At 50.7% G+C, this 17,639-nt stretch carries 15 protein-coding genes and 1 tRNA gene; 5 read left to right on the forward strand and 11 right to left on the reverse strand.

The window, feature by feature from the left end; genetic code table 11:
* Window positions 1-49 precede the first annotated feature (49 nt).
* The 4 genes from AWQ24_RS00995 to AWQ24_RS01010 form a co-directional block, all read right to left on the reverse strand.
* A complete protein-coding gene (locus AWQ24_RS00995) occupies window positions 50-823 on the reverse strand; it encodes a thioredoxin domain-containing protein (RefSeq protein ID WP_232318842.1) in 774 nt (257 codons plus the stop codon).
* A gap of 76 nt (window positions 824-899) precedes the next feature.
* The gene (locus AWQ24_RS01000; RefSeq protein ID WP_012305815.1) at window positions 900-2,048 is read right to left on the reverse strand and encodes an alanine--glyoxylate aminotransferase family protein; all 1,149 of its coding nucleotides are present in this window, start codon (window positions 2,046-2,048) and stop codon (window positions 900-902) included.
* 104 nt (window positions 2,049-2,152) lie between these two features.
* Window positions 2,153-4,798: a DNA mismatch repair protein MutS gene (mutS, locus tag AWQ24_RS01005; RefSeq protein ID WP_065715759.1), complete on the reverse strand. Its 2,646-nt coding sequence runs from the start codon at window positions 4,796-4,798 to the stop codon at window positions 2,153-2,155.
* A 103-nt stretch (window positions 4,799-4,901) separates the two neighbouring features.
* Window positions 4,902-5,162, reverse strand: a complete 261-nt coding sequence (locus AWQ24_RS01010) for a glutaredoxin family protein (protein ID WP_065715760.1) — start codon at window positions 5,160-5,162, stop codon at window positions 4,902-4,904.
* Between the two features lie 209 nt (window positions 5,163-5,371).
* Here AWQ24_RS01010 and AWQ24_RS01015 point away from each other — a divergent pair, with 209 nt between their 5' ends.
* Window positions 5,372-5,566 (forward strand): hypothetical protein, encoded by a 195-nt coding sequence (locus AWQ24_RS01015; RefSeq protein ID WP_041443306.1) that lies wholly within the window; start codon window positions 5,372-5,374, stop codon window positions 5,564-5,566.
* 117 nt (window positions 5,567-5,683) lie between these two features.
* Here the strand turns inward: AWQ24_RS01015 and AWQ24_RS01020 are convergent, their stop codons facing one another.
* The gene (locus AWQ24_RS01020) at window positions 5,684-6,160 is read right to left on the reverse strand and encodes a hypothetical protein (RefSeq protein WP_232318843.1); all 477 of its coding nucleotides are present in this window, start codon (window positions 6,158-6,160) and stop codon (window positions 5,684-5,686) included.
* Between the two features lie 155 nt (window positions 6,161-6,315).
* On the opposite strand from AWQ24_RS01020, the gene AWQ24_RS01025 reads away from it, so the two are divergent.
* Complete coding sequence (locus AWQ24_RS01025) at window positions 6,316-7,899, forward strand: S8 family serine peptidase (RefSeq protein WP_065715761.1); 1,584 nt, start codon at window positions 6,316-6,318, stop codon at window positions 7,897-7,899.
* A gap of 44 nt (window positions 7,900-7,943) precedes the next feature.
* Here the strand turns inward: AWQ24_RS01025 and AWQ24_RS01030 are convergent.
* From AWQ24_RS01030 to AWQ24_RS01055, 5 genes are all read right to left on the reverse strand, one after another.
* Window positions 7,944-8,016, reverse strand: a tRNA-Thr gene (locus tag AWQ24_RS01030).
* A gap of 60 nt (window positions 8,017-8,076) precedes the next feature.
* Entirely contained in the window at window positions 8,077-9,249 is a 1,173-nt protein-coding gene (locus AWQ24_RS01035) for a glycosyltransferase (protein WP_065715762.1), read from the reverse strand.
* A 211-nt stretch (window positions 9,250-9,460) separates the two neighbouring features.
* Window positions 9,461-9,805, reverse strand: coding sequence for a hypothetical protein (locus AWQ24_RS01040; RefSeq protein ID WP_012305821.1), 345 nt, complete (start codon window positions 9,803-9,805; stop codon window positions 9,461-9,463).
* 625 nt (window positions 9,806-10,430) lie between these two features.
* Window positions 10,431-10,568, reverse strand: coding sequence for a chlorophyll a/b-binding protein (locus tag AWQ24_RS01050; protein ID WP_012305823.1), 138 nt, complete (start codon window positions 10,566-10,568; stop codon window positions 10,431-10,433).
* Between the two features lie 235 nt (window positions 10,569-10,803).
* Window positions 10,804-11,742: a PRC-barrel domain-containing protein gene (locus AWQ24_RS01055; protein WP_065715764.1), complete on the reverse strand. Its 939-nt coding sequence runs from the start codon at window positions 11,740-11,742 to the stop codon at window positions 10,804-10,806.
* 364 nt (window positions 11,743-12,106) lie between these two features.
* On the opposite strand from AWQ24_RS01055, the gene prfB reads away from it, so the two are divergent.
* The 3 genes from prfB to AWQ24_RS01070 all read left to right on the forward strand — a co-directional run bounded on the left by prfB (window position 12,107) and on the right by AWQ24_RS01070 (window position 16,278).
* Window positions 12,107-13,220 (forward strand): peptide chain release factor 2 gene (gene prfB, locus AWQ24_RS01060; protein WP_157096880.1). Its coding sequence is split into 2 segments (ribosomal slippage): window positions 12,107-12,178 and window positions 12,180-13,220, totalling 1,113 coding nucleotides; the frame shifts between segments, so codons are not numbered across the junction.
* 49 nt (window positions 13,221-13,269) lie between these two features.
* The gene (locus AWQ24_RS01065) at window positions 13,270-14,736 is read left to right on the forward strand and encodes a hypothetical protein (RefSeq protein WP_083993467.1); all 1,467 of its coding nucleotides are present in this window, start codon (window positions 13,270-13,272) and stop codon (window positions 14,734-14,736) included.
* Between the two features lie 57 nt (window positions 14,737-14,793).
* Window positions 14,794-16,278 (forward strand): Ig-like domain-containing protein, encoded by a 1,485-nt coding sequence (locus AWQ24_RS01070; RefSeq protein ID WP_041443308.1) that lies wholly within the window; start codon window positions 14,794-14,796, stop codon window positions 16,276-16,278.
* Window positions 16,279-16,287: 9 nt separating this feature from the next.
* Here AWQ24_RS01070 and AWQ24_RS01075 read toward each other — a convergent pair whose 3' ends face one another.
* Window positions 16,288-17,613 (reverse strand): PhoH family protein, encoded by a 1,326-nt coding sequence (locus AWQ24_RS01075; protein WP_065715766.1) that lies wholly within the window; start codon window positions 17,611-17,613, stop codon window positions 16,288-16,290.
* Window positions 17,614-17,639 lie beyond the last annotated feature (26 nt).

Here is a 17,639-nt window from a genome sequence, read left to right on the forward strand (position 1 = left end):
TTTACCATGGTAAACCCCTACTACAAATTTTTTGGTTAAATTTAACAGTCTATGGCGTGGTGATCGCGGCGAGTTTTTCTTCGTATTCCTGCAGATCTAATGCCCCGGAGAAGGTTTCAAATTTCCCAGTTTCCGTCGATGCCAAAATAAAGAAAGGTGTACCGTTTAGACCCAACTGTTGAGCCAGTTCAAGATCCTGTTGGATAGCCGGTTGGGCATTTTGGCGATCGCCTTCAAACTTTTCTAGATCCAGACCTAGATTTGTCGCAATTTCTTGGTAGAGTTCTTCCCCAAGACGGTCTTGATTTTCAAAAAGCTGATCATGGTATTCCCAGAATTTCCCCTGTTGTTGGGCGGCCCAAGATGCCTCTGCTGCCGGGATTGCTTGGGGGTGAATTTGAGCCAAAGGAAAGTGCTTATAGACAAGAGTAACAGTGTCACTGTTTTGAGCCATAAACGTTTGCAAAGTGCTATGGGCGCGGGCACAGAACGGACATTCAAAGTCAGAAAATTCGATCAAGACCACGTTTAGATCCTCAGCACCCAGGGTGGGACTATCGCCAATGACCGTCTGTGGTTCCGTCAAGACCTGCTGTTGAAAATCCTCAGCCGCCTTTTGTTGTTCTTCCTGTTGGGCCTGTTGTTGGGAGAGTTGGTAGTTTTGTACCGCATCAATCAACACTTGGGGATTGTCCCGAATCACCTGGAGGATTTGCGCTTCCAGTTCCGGATCGACATTGACATCCGCCTGGGCTGTCTCTTGATCGCCATTACAGCCCCAGAGACCAAACCCAAGACAAAGGACAGAAAAAAGGACAAGCATTTTTCGGGAAAAACCTTGCCCCATAGATAACGAAAGAATCATTAGATCTTCAATAAAAATTGCGCTTCTAGTCTATCTAAAAGAGAACCTGTTTTAGGGCAGCCAACAGAAGCGTCACATTTTCCTTGCGGGCGTTATAACCCATCAGGCCAACACGCCAAACCTTACCAGCCAGATCACCGAGACCACCAGCGATTTCGATGTTGTACTCCTTCATCAACTGAGCAGCGACGGCGGCACCATCAACCCCATCGGGAATGCGCACTGTGGTGAGGGTCGGCAGACGGATTTCACGATCCACATGGCACTGTAACCCCATCTCTTCGAGGCCCGCCCAGAGGAGATCTGCTGCCTCCTGGTGCCGTTGCCAACGGGCTTCTAATCCTTCCTCAGCGACGAGCATCAAGGCTTCCCGCAGCGCATAGTTCATATTAACCGGGGCGGTGTGGTGATAGACCCGTTTCCCAGTACCCCAATATTTGCTGACCATGGACATATCTAAATACCAGTTTTTCACCGGCGTCTTGCGATTATTCAGGACATCCAGGGCGCGGGGGCTGAGGGTCAGGGGGCCAAGGCCAGGGGGACAAGCGAGGGCTTTTTGGGTGCCGCTGTAGGCGAGGTCAACGCCCCATTCATCGAGGAAAAGAGGCACACCGCTTAAGCTGGTCACGGTATCGATTAGGAGCATCGTGCCGTGCTTTTCACAAATTTCCTTGACACCTTCGAGGGGTTGTCTGGCTCCCGTAGAAGTTTCGGCGTGGACAAGGGCCAGGATTTTCGGCTCGTGCTGGGCAACGGCAGCACTGATTTCTTCGAGGGTGAAAGCCTTACCCCAAGCAGTGGAGAAAGTATGCACTTCGGCGTCATAGCGGCTGGCCATATCCACGAGGCGGTGACCGAAGTAACCATTGATGCCGATCAAGACTTTATCGCCGGGTTCGACCATGTTGGCGAGGGTGGCTTCCATGGCGGCGCTGCCAGTACCACTCACAGAAATCGTGAAGGGGTTTGCGGTCTGCCAAGTGTAGCGGAGGAGATCCTTGACGTCCTCCATAATTTCAAGATACTTCGGATCGAGGTGGCCGATGGGAGGCATAGCGAGAGCGGCTAAAACCCTGGGGTGGGCATTGGAGGGGCCAGGGCCGAGGAGGAGCCGGGGCGGCAGGTCGAGTTGCTGAACAGGTTTACGGTAAGTATTTTGGACGGTGGGGCGATCGCTCATGGATAGTTAAGCTCTAAGGACTGTATTTAATCAGATTTTTATCGGGTTCAATTTTCCCATATTGTCGGGGCCATCAAGCGAGGGAAGTCTGATGTTTAAAGAATTTAAACTTTGAAAATATTTAATTGTTCCGACACCCTTTGGGGATCTTCTGGCGTGGTAGTGGTTATTTTCTTGGGGATGCCTTTGCGTAGGCCGACGGCAATTTTACTATGCTTTTCAATTTGGGTCATGACTTGTTTTGCCCGTTGAATGACGCTCTTGGGTAAACCGGCTAAACGACCAGCTTCAATCCCGTAGGAACGGTCAGCGCCACCGGGGCGAACTTGGTGCAAGAAGATAATTTCTTCGGGCATTTCTTGAACCGTTACTTGATAATTGGCGACATTTTCTAATAATGAAGCCAACTCATTTAACTCGTGATAATGGGTCGCAAAAATTGTTTTCGCTTTGATTTCTGTGGCGAGGTATTCTGATACTGACCAGGCGATGGAAAGGCCATCAAAAGTTGCAGTTCCCCGGCCAATTTCGTCGATTAAAACCAAAGATTTTTCCGTGGCATGGTTGAGGATATTGGCGGTTTCATTCATCTCCACCATAAACGTGGATTGGCCCGTAGCCAGGTCATCGACAGCGCCGACCCTAGTAAAAATGCGATCGCAAATGGGAATTACAGCACTTTGGGCGGGGACAAAACTACCCACCTGGGCCATCAGTTGAATCAAGCCCGTTTGCCGGAGATAACAACTTTTGCCGCTGGCATTGGGGCCCGTGAGGATAATCAAATCAGGATAGGAATTCTGAGTGCGGCCGAGGTAGGTGGAGTTGGGCACAAACAGACCCATGCCCAAGGACTTTTCGACAACGGGGTGACGACCAGCTTCAATTTCTAGGGTTTTTTCGGTGGTAATCTCTGGACGGCAATACCCTTGGTACACGGCAGTTTCCGCGAAGCTCGTCAATACATCCAGGGCGGTGATCGCCTTGGCGGTGGTGCGAATTTGGTCGGTATGTTCAGCGACCTCGGCGCGGAGGGTGGTGAAAATTTCGTATTCCAGGCTGCAAATGTCGTCCTTAGCAGTGAGGATACGGCTTTCCCGTTCTTTTAGTTCCGGGGTGATGTAGCGTTCTTCGTTAGCGAGGGTCTGTTTGCGTAGATATTCGTCGGGAGCCTTGTCCGCCTGGGAGCGGGGCAAACTAATGTAATAGCCGAAGGTCTTGTTATAGCCGACTTTGAGCTTGCTGACCCCCGTCCGTTCCCGTTCGGTAACTTCTAAATTCGCCAACCATTCCCGGTCTTCCACTTGGGAGCGACGCAGAAAATCGAGGTTTTCATCAACCCCATCCCGGATTAACCCCCCTTCTTTGATGTGAATCGGCGGCGAATCCACCAGGTATTGCAAAACGTGCTGTCCCAGGGCTTCTAATTCCGGCGGAAAATCTTTCACTGCCTGGAGATAAGGAGATCGCCCCTCGGTGGCCAGTTCTGCGAGGTAGGTTAATTTCGTTAAAGATTCCGCTAAAGCGTATAAATCACGGGCATTCGCACTACCAGAGCCGATTCTCCCAGCAATTCGCTCTAAATCGTAAATTTGCTTCAGCAATTGACGAATATCTTGGCGGAGATTTGTATTTTCTACCAGTTCTGCGACGGAATCTAATCGCTTGGCGATCGCCTTTGGATCTAATAAAGGTTGCAGCAACCAACGGCGGAGGGCGCGGCCCCCCATATTCGTACAGGTTACATCCAGCGCCCAGAGTAGGGAGCCGTAAAAACTGCCGTCCCGCACCGTCTGGGTAATTTCGAGGTTGCGCCTCGTTTGGTGATCCAGTTGCAAAAAGGCATCGATGCTGTAGGTTTTGAGGCTTTCAAAGGGCACTTTGTAGGCCTGCTGGGTTTCCTCCACATAGGCCAAGAGTCCCCCCGCCGCCCGCACCGCCAGGGGTAAATGTTCGCAGCCGACTCCCTCTAGGGAACGCCACTGGAAAGTCATCAAAAGCTTGGGTTTCGCCTCATTGAGATCAAATTCCCTGGGCGATCGCAGCGCATAACAAAAGTCCGGCGGCAAACAAGCGGGCAGGTGGTTTTGTAATAATGTTTGGCGATCGCTGGGACGCATCAAACGATTTAAATCCGGAGCATCGCTAGGATAGAGCACCTCCGAAGGCTGAAGGCGGAGGAGTTCTAGGTTTAAGGCTGCCAAATCCTGGGCCTGGGTGGTACAAAATTCCCCCGTGGAAATGTCGGCATAGGCCAACCCCCAATGGTTGCCGGCGATCACCACCGCCGCAAGATAATTATTTTGCCGCGCCCGCAACATCCCATCATCGGTGAGGGTGCCTGGGGTCAAAACCTTTTGCACTTCCCGTCGCACCATTCGTTTTTCGGCGTGGGCGGTGGCGGCGTCTTCTACTTGGTCACAAATGACGACCCCATAGCCTTTTTCTAAAAGCTGGGTGCTGTAACGTTCGAGGGCATGGTGGGGCACCCCTGTCATCGGTACGCGGCCAATGCCTTTACCGGATTCTTTGCTGGTGCAGACCAACTCCAATTCGCGAGAAACGGTGATCGCATCCATGAAAAAACACTCGAAAAAGTCCCCGACCCGGTAGAGCAAGATATTGTTGGGATACTTATCCTTAAGGTCTGCATAGTGCTGCATCATCGGTGTGAGGAGTTCCCGATTGAGCTGGCGATAATCTGCGTTGGGAATGTCTTCGGCGCTGGGGTTACGGTTGGCAGCAGGCATGAAACTTGGCTTCAGTCACGGACAAGTATTCTATCTTAGCGGCGATCGCCTTTTTCCTTAGGAGTCTCCTGGGAGATTGCCCCAAAAACCTGGGTAATAAAGTTTAAGTCAGATATCCAGCTAATTTTTCTTCGAGTTTAGCCACGGCCATGCGGGGCGGAAAACGGGGCAATTCTTTTTCCTGATCATTTTCGAGCAGATACAAAACCGGAATTTCGTACTGGTAGCGCGTAAACCACTGGGGATTTGTCGTAATGTCGCGCATTTCGAGTTGGAATTCTACCTGGGTCACCTGGGCCAATTTTTCGGCGAGGCCCTCACAGAGATGACAACCGGGTTTTGTGTAAAAAATAATTTGCTTCACAGTACGATCGGTAACAAAAACGTTTAAGAAAAGTAAAGATCCGATGAGAAATGTAGAGAATTTAGGGGGTGATTACATTATTGTTCCTGGCTATCCTTGATAATTTTTTTAGTATTTCAGCTTATTGACAAACTGAATTGATCTTACATCTAAGGAAATTGTGGCCTTGTTTCCATGGGAAATCGGGTGGCAAAGCTAAAGCGAGAAGTATGGAATGTCAGCAAATGAACCCTTTATTAGAAACCATTGATCATGTATTTTCTTCAGGTACTTTAACCAAGCAGGATGCAAGGGTGATCAATCAATGGCTCTGGAAAACTCCCATGAGTGATGCTCTGTATCAAGCGTTAGACCAGTTGTTGCAAGGCATCGAAGCGGGTTATATCGCCGTACGTGGTACCTAAGAAACTAAAACAGTACGATTACATCAATTACAAAACCGTCGTGTCGAGGCGATCGCCACCCAAGCAAACGGGCAAAAAGAGAGAGCCCGGGTCAAGCGGCGATCTAAACGTCGTTTTTTAGAAGTTAGGCCGGGTAAATTCGCGACTGACAAAGCCAATTTCTAGCAGTTGTTGGTAGGCCTTTTCGCCGAGGTCGCTGGTGGGACTTTGGGAGCGAATCACCTGGATCAGGAGGGGCACTGCCAATTCGGGTTTTTCCTGGACACGGTGGACGAGGGCCAAACGGTAGGTGGCGGTGTCGCGCATTTCCCCAGCGGCGATCGCCGAACGTCGCTCTGTATCATAAACAGAATTGTCTAAACCCTGGAAACTATTGGCTAGATCTAGGTGAAAATTAGAAAGCTGATTATAAACTTGACGCGCTTCCTGGAGTTTAGAGACGGCAACCTCGTAATCTTTGGCGGAAATGGCGGCGATCGCCTCATCCATTACCTGGGAAGCCCCGGACATACTGAGGATGCTGCTTTGGAGGGGGCGGAGTTCGCTGCTACTCCCTTGGACAGCCTCAGGCTGCGCCGAAACGGATGGCATCATGGCCAAGGAACACCCCATTGCCAAACTAGCGAGTGGAATCAAACGGTCGATAAAATTCATAATGTTCGTCAAGTCTTGTTTTGACACAATAACAGTACTGATTATGTTGTACATCTTGATCCCACAGTGGGAACAGACAAGGAGAGCTTAGGCCTATGGCACGCCCAGGGGGGACACCACAGCAACAAGGTCTTATTTTACAACGGGGACATACGGAACTTTTACTTCATCAGTTAGAGGATCGCCTCCTGGTGGCATTTCGCAGTTCTGATGTGGATCTTCTCGATATTGTTCCAGGATTAATGTATCGTCCCTTACCATCGGGGCAGCCAGATATTTTATTCGAAGAAATTCTTGTACCGCCAGAGGATTTCGCCACCTCCTTGAGGGCCGCGTGTCAACATCCCGATATTCTCTTTGCTTACCCGGTTTATCAGCTAGCAGACTCGGCTGAGGGCTTTGTCTATCTGACCCAGCAAATCACCCTCCAATTCGCCCCGGAGGTTTCCCCAGCAGCCCAAAAAGCGATTGGCGATCGCCACCACCTTAAAAAAATTCGTCCGCTTCTGGGGGCCGATCAAACGTTTATTTATGAACTAACAGCGCAAACTGACTGCGATCCCCTCCGGTTAACCCAGATCCTCCAGCAAGATCCGGCGATCGCCCTCGCTGAACCCAATGTTTTATTGCCCCTCGCGGTGCGAGAAATGTCTTTGGCGACAAATCCCCAAGGCCGCCACTGGTACCTAGACGCCATTCAAATCCCCCAAGCTTGGCAAATGACCAAAGGCGATCGCCAGACGACCATTGCCGTGTTGGCTCCTGACCTCGATCTAGAAAATTCTGCCGAGCCAACCGCTGAAACAAGCGAAACTCCCTATAGTGCCATTCCCGAAATTCGACCCACGACCTGGGGTAATACCATTGCCCAGTTAGCGATCGATGTGGCCCCAGAATGCACCCTATTGCTCCTGCAACTGCCCCAGTACTTAGATGATGCACTCCTCGAAAAAGTCATCGAAGCGGCGATCGCCCAGGGGGCCGCAGTGATTCTTTTGGCTTGGCAACTGGCGACGATCAACGGGCCTCTCTCCCTGCGGCAAAGTTTAGCTCTCCACCGGGCAGCTACCCAGGGAAACCGGGGTCAAGGGTGTCTGTTGGTAACGGGAGCCGGGGATGCCAATCGCCCCTTAGCCGGAATCATTTATGAACGTCACTGGCCGAATCAACTTTTTCAGGGGCCGACCGCTTGGCTCGACGGGAAGGGTAATCATCCGGCAGTTGTGACCGTTAGTGGTTGTACTGAGGCGAATAAAAAAGCTAGCCATAGCAACTGGGGAGAGGCCGTTAGCCTTTGTGGGCCAACGAATCCAGGTACACCAACCCTTTGGCTACCAGAACAGGGCATGGTCGCCGTCCCACCGGAAATTAGTGATGACTTGGGGGCCGAGATAGATCCGGTTGAAGCTTTAAATCAGCAGGGCAGCACCTTAGAAGCTGCTGCTTTAGTGGCGGGAGTCGCGGCATTGGTTTGGTCAGTGAATCCGAAGCTGACGGGGTGGGCCGTGCGGGAGATTTTACAAACCACAGCCGAAAAAATTGTCGATTTAACTGGCGATCGCCAATTGCAGCTAACTCTGGGTACCTACGATGCCCAGGGCCATTCCCCATGGTTTGGTTACGGTCGTGTGAATGCCTTGGCAGCAGTTGCCTTAGCCCAGGGCAATCAGCCGGACTGACAGAATAACGGGCATTAACTATTTTGGCCATCGATTAATGTAAAAGCCAACAATGGGACTTGAACCCACGACCTACGCATTACGAATGCGTTGCTCTACCGACTGAGCTATGTTGGCGCTTTTGCGAGAATTTATTGTACTACATTTTTCTGCGGCGCTTGGGGAAAATTTTTTCGGTTATTGGTGCATGAGTTGGGCCAGTTTTTGCTTGAGGCGTTTGGCTTCGGCGGGATTTTGGGTCTCATGGAGGGCGATCGCCTGCTTAAAGAATTTCTGGCTTTCGGCGATTTGACCAATGCGGAACAGGAGCGCGGCTAAATTTTGGTGCGCCCAGGGATTGAGGGGATTTAATTTCAAGGATTTTTCGTAGGCGTCAATGGCTTCGCCCACCCGACCCAGAGCTTTGTAGGCCAAACCGAGATTGTAGTAGCCAGGGGCAAAGGTCGGATCAATTTTTAAGGTGATCTGATGTTGGGCGATCGCCGCGTCGGGTTTGCCGAGGGTCTGTAAAAGCGCGCCGAGGTTGTGGTAAGCCCCAATTTTTAGCTTGTCTTGGAGGGGTTGTTCCCCAGCGAGTTGATAATGCTTGATCGCTTTTTCGGGTTCGTGGTTTTGGCGGAAAGCATTACCCAGGTGGTAATGAAGCTCATAGCGGAGGTTGGCGCTTTCGTTCGCGCTGTATTTCAAACCCTGCTTGAGAATCTTGAGGGCCTGTTTGGGTAAACCTTCACCCAAGTAAATGCCCCCCAACTTACTGCACACATAGGGGTCATTGGGATGGCCTTCGTAATAGGTCTCCATCGCCAATTTGGCCCGGGTGCTCTTTTCTAATTTGGCGATCGCCGTCCGTTGATAGCCCGTATGAAAAATCGCCACCTGGGGTAACTCTGTAATCTGCCATTGGGGCTCGGTGGCCAACAAAGTCTGGACGCTATCATCGATCATCGCGTGGTAGGGACGCGAAAATTCTAGGGAGGGGTGGCGGCGAAATAACCGCGACACCAGAGAATAAGGAGATTGACTCGCGCCGATTTCATAGCGGAGCAGATTGACCACCAAAGTATCCGGCTTGGCGATCGCCGCTTCGATAGCTGGAATTACCTTCGGGTTTAAGGTCTCATCGGCATCCAAAACCAAGACCCATTCTTTCGTCACCAGCTTGAGGGCTTCATTCCGGGCCGCCGCAAAATCTTGATTCCAGTCGAAATGGCCCACCGTCGCGCCAAATTCCTTGGCGATCGCCACCGTTTCATCCGTTGACCCCGTATCGAGAATCGCGATTTCCCCCACGAGATCCTGCACACTCTTGAGACAATCCCCCAGGGCATCCGCTTCATTCTTGACGATCATGCACAAACTTAAGCGATCTTTTATGGCGGCCACTGGTTTACATCCCAAACTCAATACAACATTCAGGCAAATTGTACCGGAAAGTGCTTCACTCTTTTTTCCAATCGCTAGACAAAAAAATAAGGGAGTTACCTCCCCTAGGCGAATCTTGAAATTATTCAGCAAAAGCTAGTTAGTCAATCAACTGCTCAGCGCTACGCCTGTAAAATCTTTAAGCTAAGAGATTCACCGTAATGGCCGCACCGATTAATAGGACTCCCACAGCTAAGGCAATTACCCCTAGCATCGTGTAATCCAGTCGTCTCTGCGCCGAGGACTTTTCCTCTTCATAAACCTCAGGCGTTACCGCGTAATTATTGACTAAACCCTGCTCACTGACTGTATAACCAGCCGTTGTATCAACGCTTTTATCTGTTTCTTGTTTCGGGTCTGGGGTGAATTCGCCTTCCCGCGCTTTCCTTGCTGCGACTTCTGCCGGCACAAGCTCTTCACCACTACTAATATCTTCAGGTTTTAGGTTTTCAGGAACAGAAATATTTTGGGTATCCTTATCCATAAAATGAAATACCTCGCTTTCTTGCAATAAAGATTAAAATTGATGATTTTCCAAAGCTCTGAAGCTTATTTCAATTTTAATCAACACTTTTATTATAACAATTCAATAACAGGCCATCATCTATCGAACGTAAGAGATTAGTGCCAATCAATAATATTTATTATTCTGCTTTTTTTCCTTCAAAGGAGATTCGGTTTGAATTTTTTAAGTGATTTTTAAGCTTGATTTAAATGACTCAAATAACTGACTTTCACTAACCTTAATCCAGTAGTTGCCGTCATGGAATCAAGCTACAAACAAACTTTCGCCGATCATTTGCCAAGTCGAGGTTGTGGAGGCAATCAAACTTTTGTACCGGAATTTTTTTGCCATTAATGCGTAATACAGCGCGATACTCCCAATAATATTTTGCACTGCGCTTCAGAGATACCAAACAAATTTGTTGTTCCCCATAAACACGGCACAACTCACCGTAGGCTGGTGCTGCCCACCAACAAAGCCCGATCAAAATAACGAAACAAATAACGCGCCCCATGCTGCCCTAAACAAAAAAAAGCCGAATACCAACTATAGTATCCAGCCCTCGGAGATTGACAATGAAAATTGAAGAGGTTAGTGCAAAGACTTAGAGGAGACCGAAGAAGTGGAGTACCCCTTGACCTGTTGCTACTTCGAGAATGATCGCTGCGATGAAACCGATCATTGCCATGCGGCCGTTGAGGTTTTCAGCAGAAGCGGTGAAACCAAATTTCTTGTCGTCCATGATGGGTACCTATGTGAAGAAAATAAAATTGCTTGCTGGTATAAGCTTAACAAACTGTTACGTTGATCCGCCACAACTCTAGGGCCATGATTGTTTGATTTAAGTTTTGAAATTTATAAGCAAAAATTATATTTCGACCTAGATAACCGTGAAGCAGGAGAGCCAAACAGACAAAAAAGTAGCCGTAGGCTTGAAGCTACGGCCTTTGCAGTCAAGGGACAATCATGTTTGACGGTTAGTAGCCAGATTCCTCTTCGTATTCGTATTCTTTCTTTTTCTCCGGAATGTTAACCGCCGGAGGTTGGTAGGGAGTTTCGTCAAGGGTGTCGTCGTCCCAAACGTCACCGGCGACGTCTTGGGGATAGCTAGGGGCTGGTTCTTCGTACTCGTAGGCTGTGTCGTCGCTCCAGTTGCTACTTTCGTCGTAGTCGTCATAGCTCATGGCGCGGGCCTGCTGGCGTTGGGGTGGGGCGATCGCCTCTTCTTCCCACTCATCTTCCCAGGTATTAATCGGTTGGCGCGTTTCCACAGGACGAGAAATCGGCTGCTGGAGGGGCACCCCAGTACCCAGTTGATTTTCCGGGCGGGCAGTGGGCGCGTAGTAGATATCTTCCTGTTCCCGTTCCCAGGGAGGGCGACCAATGCCTAGGCGTTCGAGGAAACCCACACTAATTTGACTGAGGCGCTCTTCGGCCCCTTCAAAAACAATGAGTCGGTTAGGGCCGCTGCTCACGACTTCTTCAATGGGGAGTTCGTAGGTGCTGATCACCTGTTCTGGAATTTGGGGCAAGCCAATGGAGGCAATAATAATCGAAGAGACGGTGCCGCTTTCGAGGTCAAACTGAAAATCACGCACCCGGCCTAGGGGTTCACCCGCTTCCGTAATCACTTCACTGTTGATCAGAGGACTGTAAGCTTCGACATCCACATCAGCCAGTACATCCTCATCTTCAACGAGAATGACATCTCCGGTTTTGGTGATCGCCTCTAGATACATATATTTGGGCATTCCAGAGACCGAGAAAATACTATCCCGTAGCCCTAGGGAAACGACTTCGCGACGGTCAATGTCCACTAATACATCCTTGACAACCCCTAGGCGCGTCCCTCGGTTGCGGGTAATCACCTGGGTGTTAATGAATTCGTTGCGTAGGCGGATAGAATCAATGCTCATATTGTCTAAATTAATGGCGATGCGTTAGTGGAAACAGGAAAAATCAGCTTAAAGGTAACGGGGACATGTGAAGGTTCAGGGGAAACAGCACCGGAAAGTTCCGTACAATAGCAAAAGCAAAATGTTGAGAGAATTGATCTCGACTGTGCACCGTAGCCTAGTGGCAATTATTCAGCAGACTCTATCATTTCGGGGTATTCTTGACAACTTTTCCATTGCGTGGGTGGTTTTATTTTAGCGAATCGCGCCGGAAATTTGAGATGATCATTTTTTTCCAGCAAGGGATTTCGTTATAATTGACTGCCGATATTGTCAGCTGTTTCCGTATTTTTTGCGTATTTGCCACAACTCCCAAAGATCTATGGTGGAATTAACCGATTTAAAGCGTTCCCTCGAAACTGTCCAAGCGCACCTGGGGAAAACCCAGGACTATCTTTGACCTAAAAACCTTAGACGCGAAGATTTTTGACCTCGAACAACAGGCGGCCCAGCCAGAATTTTGGGAGGATCAACAAGGGGCCCAGGACATTCTCCAGGAGCTAACGGAGCTAAAGGGCACCGTGGCCCAGTATCAACAGTGGCAGGGTCAGTTTGAAGATGCGGCGGTGATCGCCGAATTATTGACCGAAGCAGAAGACCCGGCCCTCCTCACGGAAGCGATGGAAAACCTTGATGGTCTCCAGAAGGAACTAAACCGCTGGGAACTGCAACAGATGCTCTCCGGGGAATATGACAACCTCGGTGCTGTGCTGACGATTAATTCTGGGGCCGGGGGCACCGATGCCCAGGACTGGGCGGAGATGCTGTTGCGGATGTACACCCGCTGGAGCGAAAAACAAGGCTATAAGGTGCGGCTGGCAGAAATTTCCGAAGGGGACGAAGCGGGCTTAAAATCGGCCACCCTCGAAGTGAGCGGGCGTTACGCTTTTGGGTATCTCAAGCATGAAAAAGGCACCCACCGCTTAGTCCGAATCTCACCCTTTAATGCCAATGGCAAACGCCAAACCAGTTTTGCTGGGGTGGAAGTGATGCCCATTTTGGGAGACGATGCTGTTAAAGTCGATATTCCCGAAAAAGATTTAGAGATCACCACATCCCGTGCAGGCGGCAAGGGCGGCCAAAACGTCAATAAAGTCGAAACGGCGGTACGGATTGTCCATTTACCTACGGGGGTGGCTGTGCGCTGTACCCAAGAGCGATCGCAGTTACAAAACAAAGAAAAAGCCCTGGCGATCCTCAAGGCAAAATTATTAATCATTGCCCAGGAACAACGGGCCCAGGAAATCGCTGAAATTCGGGGAGATATGGTGGAGGCCGCCTGGGGAAATCAGATCCGGAACTATGTTTTTCACCCTTATCAAATGGTCAAGGATCTGCGCACCAACCACGAAACAACCGACGTGGATGGGGTCATGGATGGCGACCTCGATGCTTTTATTGAAGCTTCCCTGCGCCAGGACACCTGGGTGGGAGACTAGCACCGGGGAATGGGGAACGGTGAGCTAAAATGCAAGGTGGCAAAATTTCGTGGCTTCTTCAGTTTTGGATATTTTTCGCCTCAAACGCTTCGATCAAGTCGTCCTCGCTGCCTTTTTTAGCCTTACGTTAGCGGTGGCACTGCTGTGGGGATTTGGCGATCGCACCCCCACCCAAGTGCAGGCCTTTAGTTGGGAGGGGCAACAAATTGGGGTAACGGACGAACAATTTCAACTGTCCTTTAACCAGGCCCTCGATCCAGCTATCGTCACGGAAAATTTCACCATTGAACCACCCCTGGCAGGCCGCTGGAGTTGGGTCGGCAAAACATTTTTCTATAGCCTCGATGAACGCCCCATCTACGGCCAGGATTATCAATTTAAACTAGCTGCTCCTACCCCAGAAGCGGCAGAGAAGCCCAATATTGTGCCTTTCTTGAGTCGGGTAAAAAGTCGAGACCGGGCCTTTGCTTACATTGGCACCGACGGCACTGACCGGGGCCGCTTGATTTTGTATAATCTGACTCGCCAGGAAAAAAGTGTCCTCACCCCAGCCGACCTCATCGTTCTTAATCTCGATGTGTATCCTGAAGGCGATCGCCTGTTATTTTCTGCCATTCCCCGCGGATCGGCCCAGGCTGAGATTGGCGACCAACAACTCTATACCGTGAGCACAGGCTTAAATTTCCAAGGCTCTACCGACAGCCCCCCACCTGCCGGGCGCATTCAATCGGTTCTCACAGCTAAAGACTATCGCAATGGGGCCTTTCAACTTGCGGACAATGGAGAACGGATCATTATTCAGCGCACAAATCGAGAGAATCCCCGCGATCGCAGTTTGTGGGTCATCGAAGGTCAAGCCGAGCCCCGCGCCCTAGGGATTCCCGCCGATGACTTCCTCCTCGCCCCCAATGCTGAAGTTGTTGCCATTTCCCAACAAAATAAACTCTCCCTCGTGCCCCTAAATCGTAATGGTGGTGCCGTCCAAGCCAAGGAAGAATTTACGAAGCTCCTCGCTTTTTCCCCCGACCAAACCCAACAAATCGCCCTCCAGCAGGCCAATGGCGTTTACTCCCTCCACCGCATCGACGCCCAGGGTGAAGCCACAGAAATTTTACGCACCCTCACGCCGATTATTGATTGTCGCTTTGAACCCCGCGCGGCGGAACTTTTGTATTGCCTCAAGCTGGATCGAAATGAAACCTCAGGCCAAGTGCTTGAGGAACCTTTTCTCAGTGCCTTGAATCTCAAAACAGGGGAAGAAACTGCCCTCCTCGCTTTACCGAATTACCGGGATGTGGGCCTGAGCATTGCCGCCGATGGGGTTGCCCTCCTCTTCGATCAGGTGGTCACGACTCCACCAACGCCCACCAGCGATCTGTTTACTTCCACGGGCCTGGCGGTGGAAGGGGGCCGACTCTGGCTATTGGCGCTCCCGGAGTTGGAGACAGATACAGAAATTCAGCCTGTTCCACCGGAATCTCTGCTGCCGGGCTATCAACCCCAGTGGATTCCTTAACGATTTTTTTGCTGCACTTTCCTTTTTTAATGGGAGCAATTAGCCCCCGTAGATCCTATGACCGTTTTGAAAACCATGACCCGCATTGATCGTCTTGCCCTCCTGTTGATTGTGATCTTTAGCCTGATGATCGGCATCGGTGTCGGCGGTGAGCAACTGTGTGGCGTGGATTGTCCGATTAATACCGGGCCGAGGGTGCGGGAATTTTCTTGGCAGGAACAACGCATTGGTGGTGATGATACGGCCTTTATTTTGACCTTCGACCGACCGATGGATGCGGTGGGGGTCGAGGACAATTTAGTTATTGATCCACCGCTCCCTGGCAAGACCAGTTGGGCGGGTAAACGCTTGGCCTATACGCTGTTGGCACCGGCTCCCTATGGCCAGGATTATCAATTAACCTTACGGGGGGCGCGGGAAAAATTTGCGGCTTCGGGAAATCTAGGCAAGACGATGCAGCCATTTTCCAGTAGTTTTCGCACCCGCGATCGCGCCCTGGCCTATGTGGGCACCGATGAGACACAGCAGGAAAAGGGACGGTTAATTTTATACAACTGGACAAAGGACGAGAAACGCATTTTAACGCCGCCGAATTTGGTGGTGCTGGACTTTCAGGTGTATCCGGAAGGGAAAGCAATTTTGTTTAGTGCGGTGGATCGGACGCGCCCAGCAGAAGGGATTCAGGATAGTCAACTTTATCGGGTAAGCACAGGCCTTGGAGAAGATGATGCGTCTGCGGATTTGGAACTGGTTTTAGATAATCGCACCTACCAAAATTTGCAATTTCAACTCGCAGCGGATGGGGAGGCGATCGCCGTGCAACGGGTTAAGCGGGATGATCCGGCGGACTTTGGGCTGTGGCTCGTGATGCCTGGGGAAGAGCCGCAACCGTTGGGCTTGTCGGGGGGAGATTTTGCGATCGCCCCGGATGGGAAAACCATTGCCCTGCCCCAGGGGAAAGGGATTGGTATTTTTTCCCTAGAAGATATCCAAGAAGAACCCCTCGACTTTTTGCCCCGTTTCGGTCAGGTGGTCACCTTTTCGCCCGATGGGACAACGGCGGTCTTGGTGGATTTCAACAGTGATAATCCAGAATTGCGCTATCGGCGATCGCTTTATTTAGTTAATAGCCGCAACCAGGAGCAAAAATTACTGGATACGGACGGCTCGGTGCTAGATTGCGACTTTAACCCCACAGAAACCCAGCTTTATTGTTTACTGACGGAATTAATTCCTGGGGACGAATACCGGGAGCAACCCTATTTTGCCCAGATTGATCTCGAAACCCAGACGGTCTATCGCCTCGCCCAGTTGACCCAATACCAAGATATTGCCCTCAGCATGGCCCCCGATGGCCTGGGGTTGCTCTTCAGCCAGGTGGTGACGGACATTACCGACGTGGAAGAGCCTTTTTTCCGGACGGCATCCGGGGAGGCGATCGCCGGGGGGCAACTTTGGCTTATTGTTCCTGGTGAAACCCCCGACCAAACTCAGTTGGAGGCCCTACCCTTTGCGGGAGTTTATCCCCGTTGGTTGCCCTAGAATCAGCTTTTAAAGCAGGATTGAGGCCCGTTCTGCCAATGGCGATCGCTCACCTTTGAGTAGGGTAATGTGACCGGCGATCGCCTCCTGTTTAAACTTTTCCACCACATAGGTCAGGCCATTACTTGAAGCGTCCACATAGGGATTATCGATCTGCTCCACGTCCCCGGTGAGGATAATTTTGGTGCCTTCCCCGGCCCGGGTCAAAATGGTTTTCACCTCGTGGGGCGTTAAATTTTGGGCCTCATCAACGATCAGAATTTGTCGGGGAATGGTGCGGCCCCGGATGTAGGTCAAGGGTTCAATTTGCAACAACCCCAATTCCATCAGTTCCTCATAGCCGTGGCGCCAGTGACGGGGTTTGTCCTTAAGGTCTTGGGTATTGAAAATCAGATCTAAATTGTCATAGAGCGGCTGCATCCAGGGGGTGAGTTTTTCTTTGATTTCCCCCGGTAGATAGCCCAAATCTTTCCCCATCGGCACAATGGGCCGCGAAATCAGCAATTGATTATAGAGGCGTTCTCCGGCGACCTTCGCTACCCCAGCAGCGAGGGCCAGGAGGGTTTTGCCCGTACCCGCTTTCCCGACTAAGGTTACCAATTGAATGTCATCCTGGAGGAGCAATTCTAGGGCAAATTTTTGTTCGCGGTTGCGCGCTTGGATATTCGACACTGGCGCCGCCGTTGCTTTGTGGAGGGCCACTACTTGGTGAACATCGCCGCGACAAATGCCGAGGGCGGTGTGGCTTGGTTTCAGGCGATCTACGAGGGTGACGGCTTGATTGGGGAAAAAAGTTTCTGGCAGGGTAATGGTGCCATTTTGATAAAATTCGGCGATCGCCTCTGCATCTACAAGAACTTCTGTTGTCCCCCCGTAAAATTCATCAAGGTTGACCTTGCCCGTTTCATAATCTTCGGTGGTCAGGCCCAAGACCCCAGCTTTAATGCGTAGATTCGTGTCCTTACTGACGAGGACGACCGGACATTGACAATTATTTTGTTCCGTTAGGGCCACCGCCAAAATTTCATTATCGCCAGAATCCCCTGCCAATTCCGTCGGCAAAGTTTCGAGAATTTCTGGTTTACAGAGGGCGACCCGCAGCAAGCCTCCCTGATCGAGGGCGATTCCCTGCACCAAAGATCCCCCATGGCTGAGGGCATCAAGGGTACGGGAAACTTGCCGGGCATTACGACCGATGGAATCGACTTGTTTCTTGAAGCGGTCTAATTCTTCAATAATCGTGATCGGCAAGACCACTTCGTTATCCGCAAAGGACAGCATCGCTTTGGGATCATGGAGCAGGACATTCGTATCCAGGACAAAGACTTTTTTCATAGAGATCTGCCAGGGGATCAATAGCT

The organism is Picosynechococcus sp. PCC 8807, assembly GCF_001693295.1.
GTDB lineage: Bacteria > Cyanobacteriota > Cyanobacteriia > Cyanobacteriales > MRBY01 > MRBY01.

Excerpts from the sequence above, each read along its gene's own strand:
- AWQ24_RS01015 (WP_041443306.1), top strand. The coding sequence starts at position 5,372 with ATGGAATGTCAGCAAATGAACCCTTTATTAGAAACCATTGATCATGTA.
- AWQ24_RS00995 (WP_232318842.1), bottom strand. The coding sequence starts at position 823 with ATGCTTGTCCTTTTTTCTGTCCTTTGTCTTGGGTTTGGTCTCTGGGGC.
- AWQ24_RS01050 (WP_012305823.1), bottom strand. The coding sequence starts at position 10,568 with ATGGACGACAAGAAATTTGGTTTCACCGCTTCTGCTGAAAACCTCAAC.
- AWQ24_RS01055 (WP_065715764.1), bottom strand. The coding sequence starts at position 11,742 with ATGAGCATTGATTCTATCCGCCTACGCAACGAATTCATTAACACCCAG.
- AWQ24_RS01025 (WP_065715761.1), top strand. The coding sequence starts at position 6,316 with ATGGCACGCCCAGGGGGGACACCACAGCAACAAGGTCTTATTTTACAA.
- AWQ24_RS01040 (WP_012305821.1), bottom strand. The coding sequence starts at position 9,805 with ATGGATAAGGATACCCAAAATATTTCTGTTCCTGAAAACCTAAAACCT.
- AWQ24_RS01020 (WP_232318843.1), bottom strand. The coding sequence starts at position 6,160 with ATGATGCCATCCGTTTCGGCGCAGCCTGAGGCTGTCCAAGGGAGTAGC.
- mutS (WP_065715759.1), bottom strand. The coding sequence starts at position 4,798 with ATGCCTGCTGCCAACCGTAACCCCAGCGCCGAAGACATTCCCAACGCA.
- AWQ24_RS01070 (WP_041443308.1), top strand. The coding sequence starts at position 14,794 with ATGACCGTTTTGAAAACCATGACCCGCATTGATCGTCTTGCCCTCCTG.
- AWQ24_RS01000 (WP_012305815.1), bottom strand. The coding sequence starts at position 2,048 with ATGAGCGATCGCCCCACCGTCCAAAATACTTACCGTAAACCTGTTCAG.
- AWQ24_RS01035 (WP_065715762.1), bottom strand. The coding sequence starts at position 9,249 with ATGATCGTCAAGAATGAAGCGGATGCCCTGGGGGATTGTCTCAAGAGT.
- AWQ24_RS01075 (WP_065715766.1), bottom strand. The coding sequence starts at position 17,613 with ATGAAAAAAGTCTTTGTCCTGGATACGAATGTCCTGCTCCATGATCCC.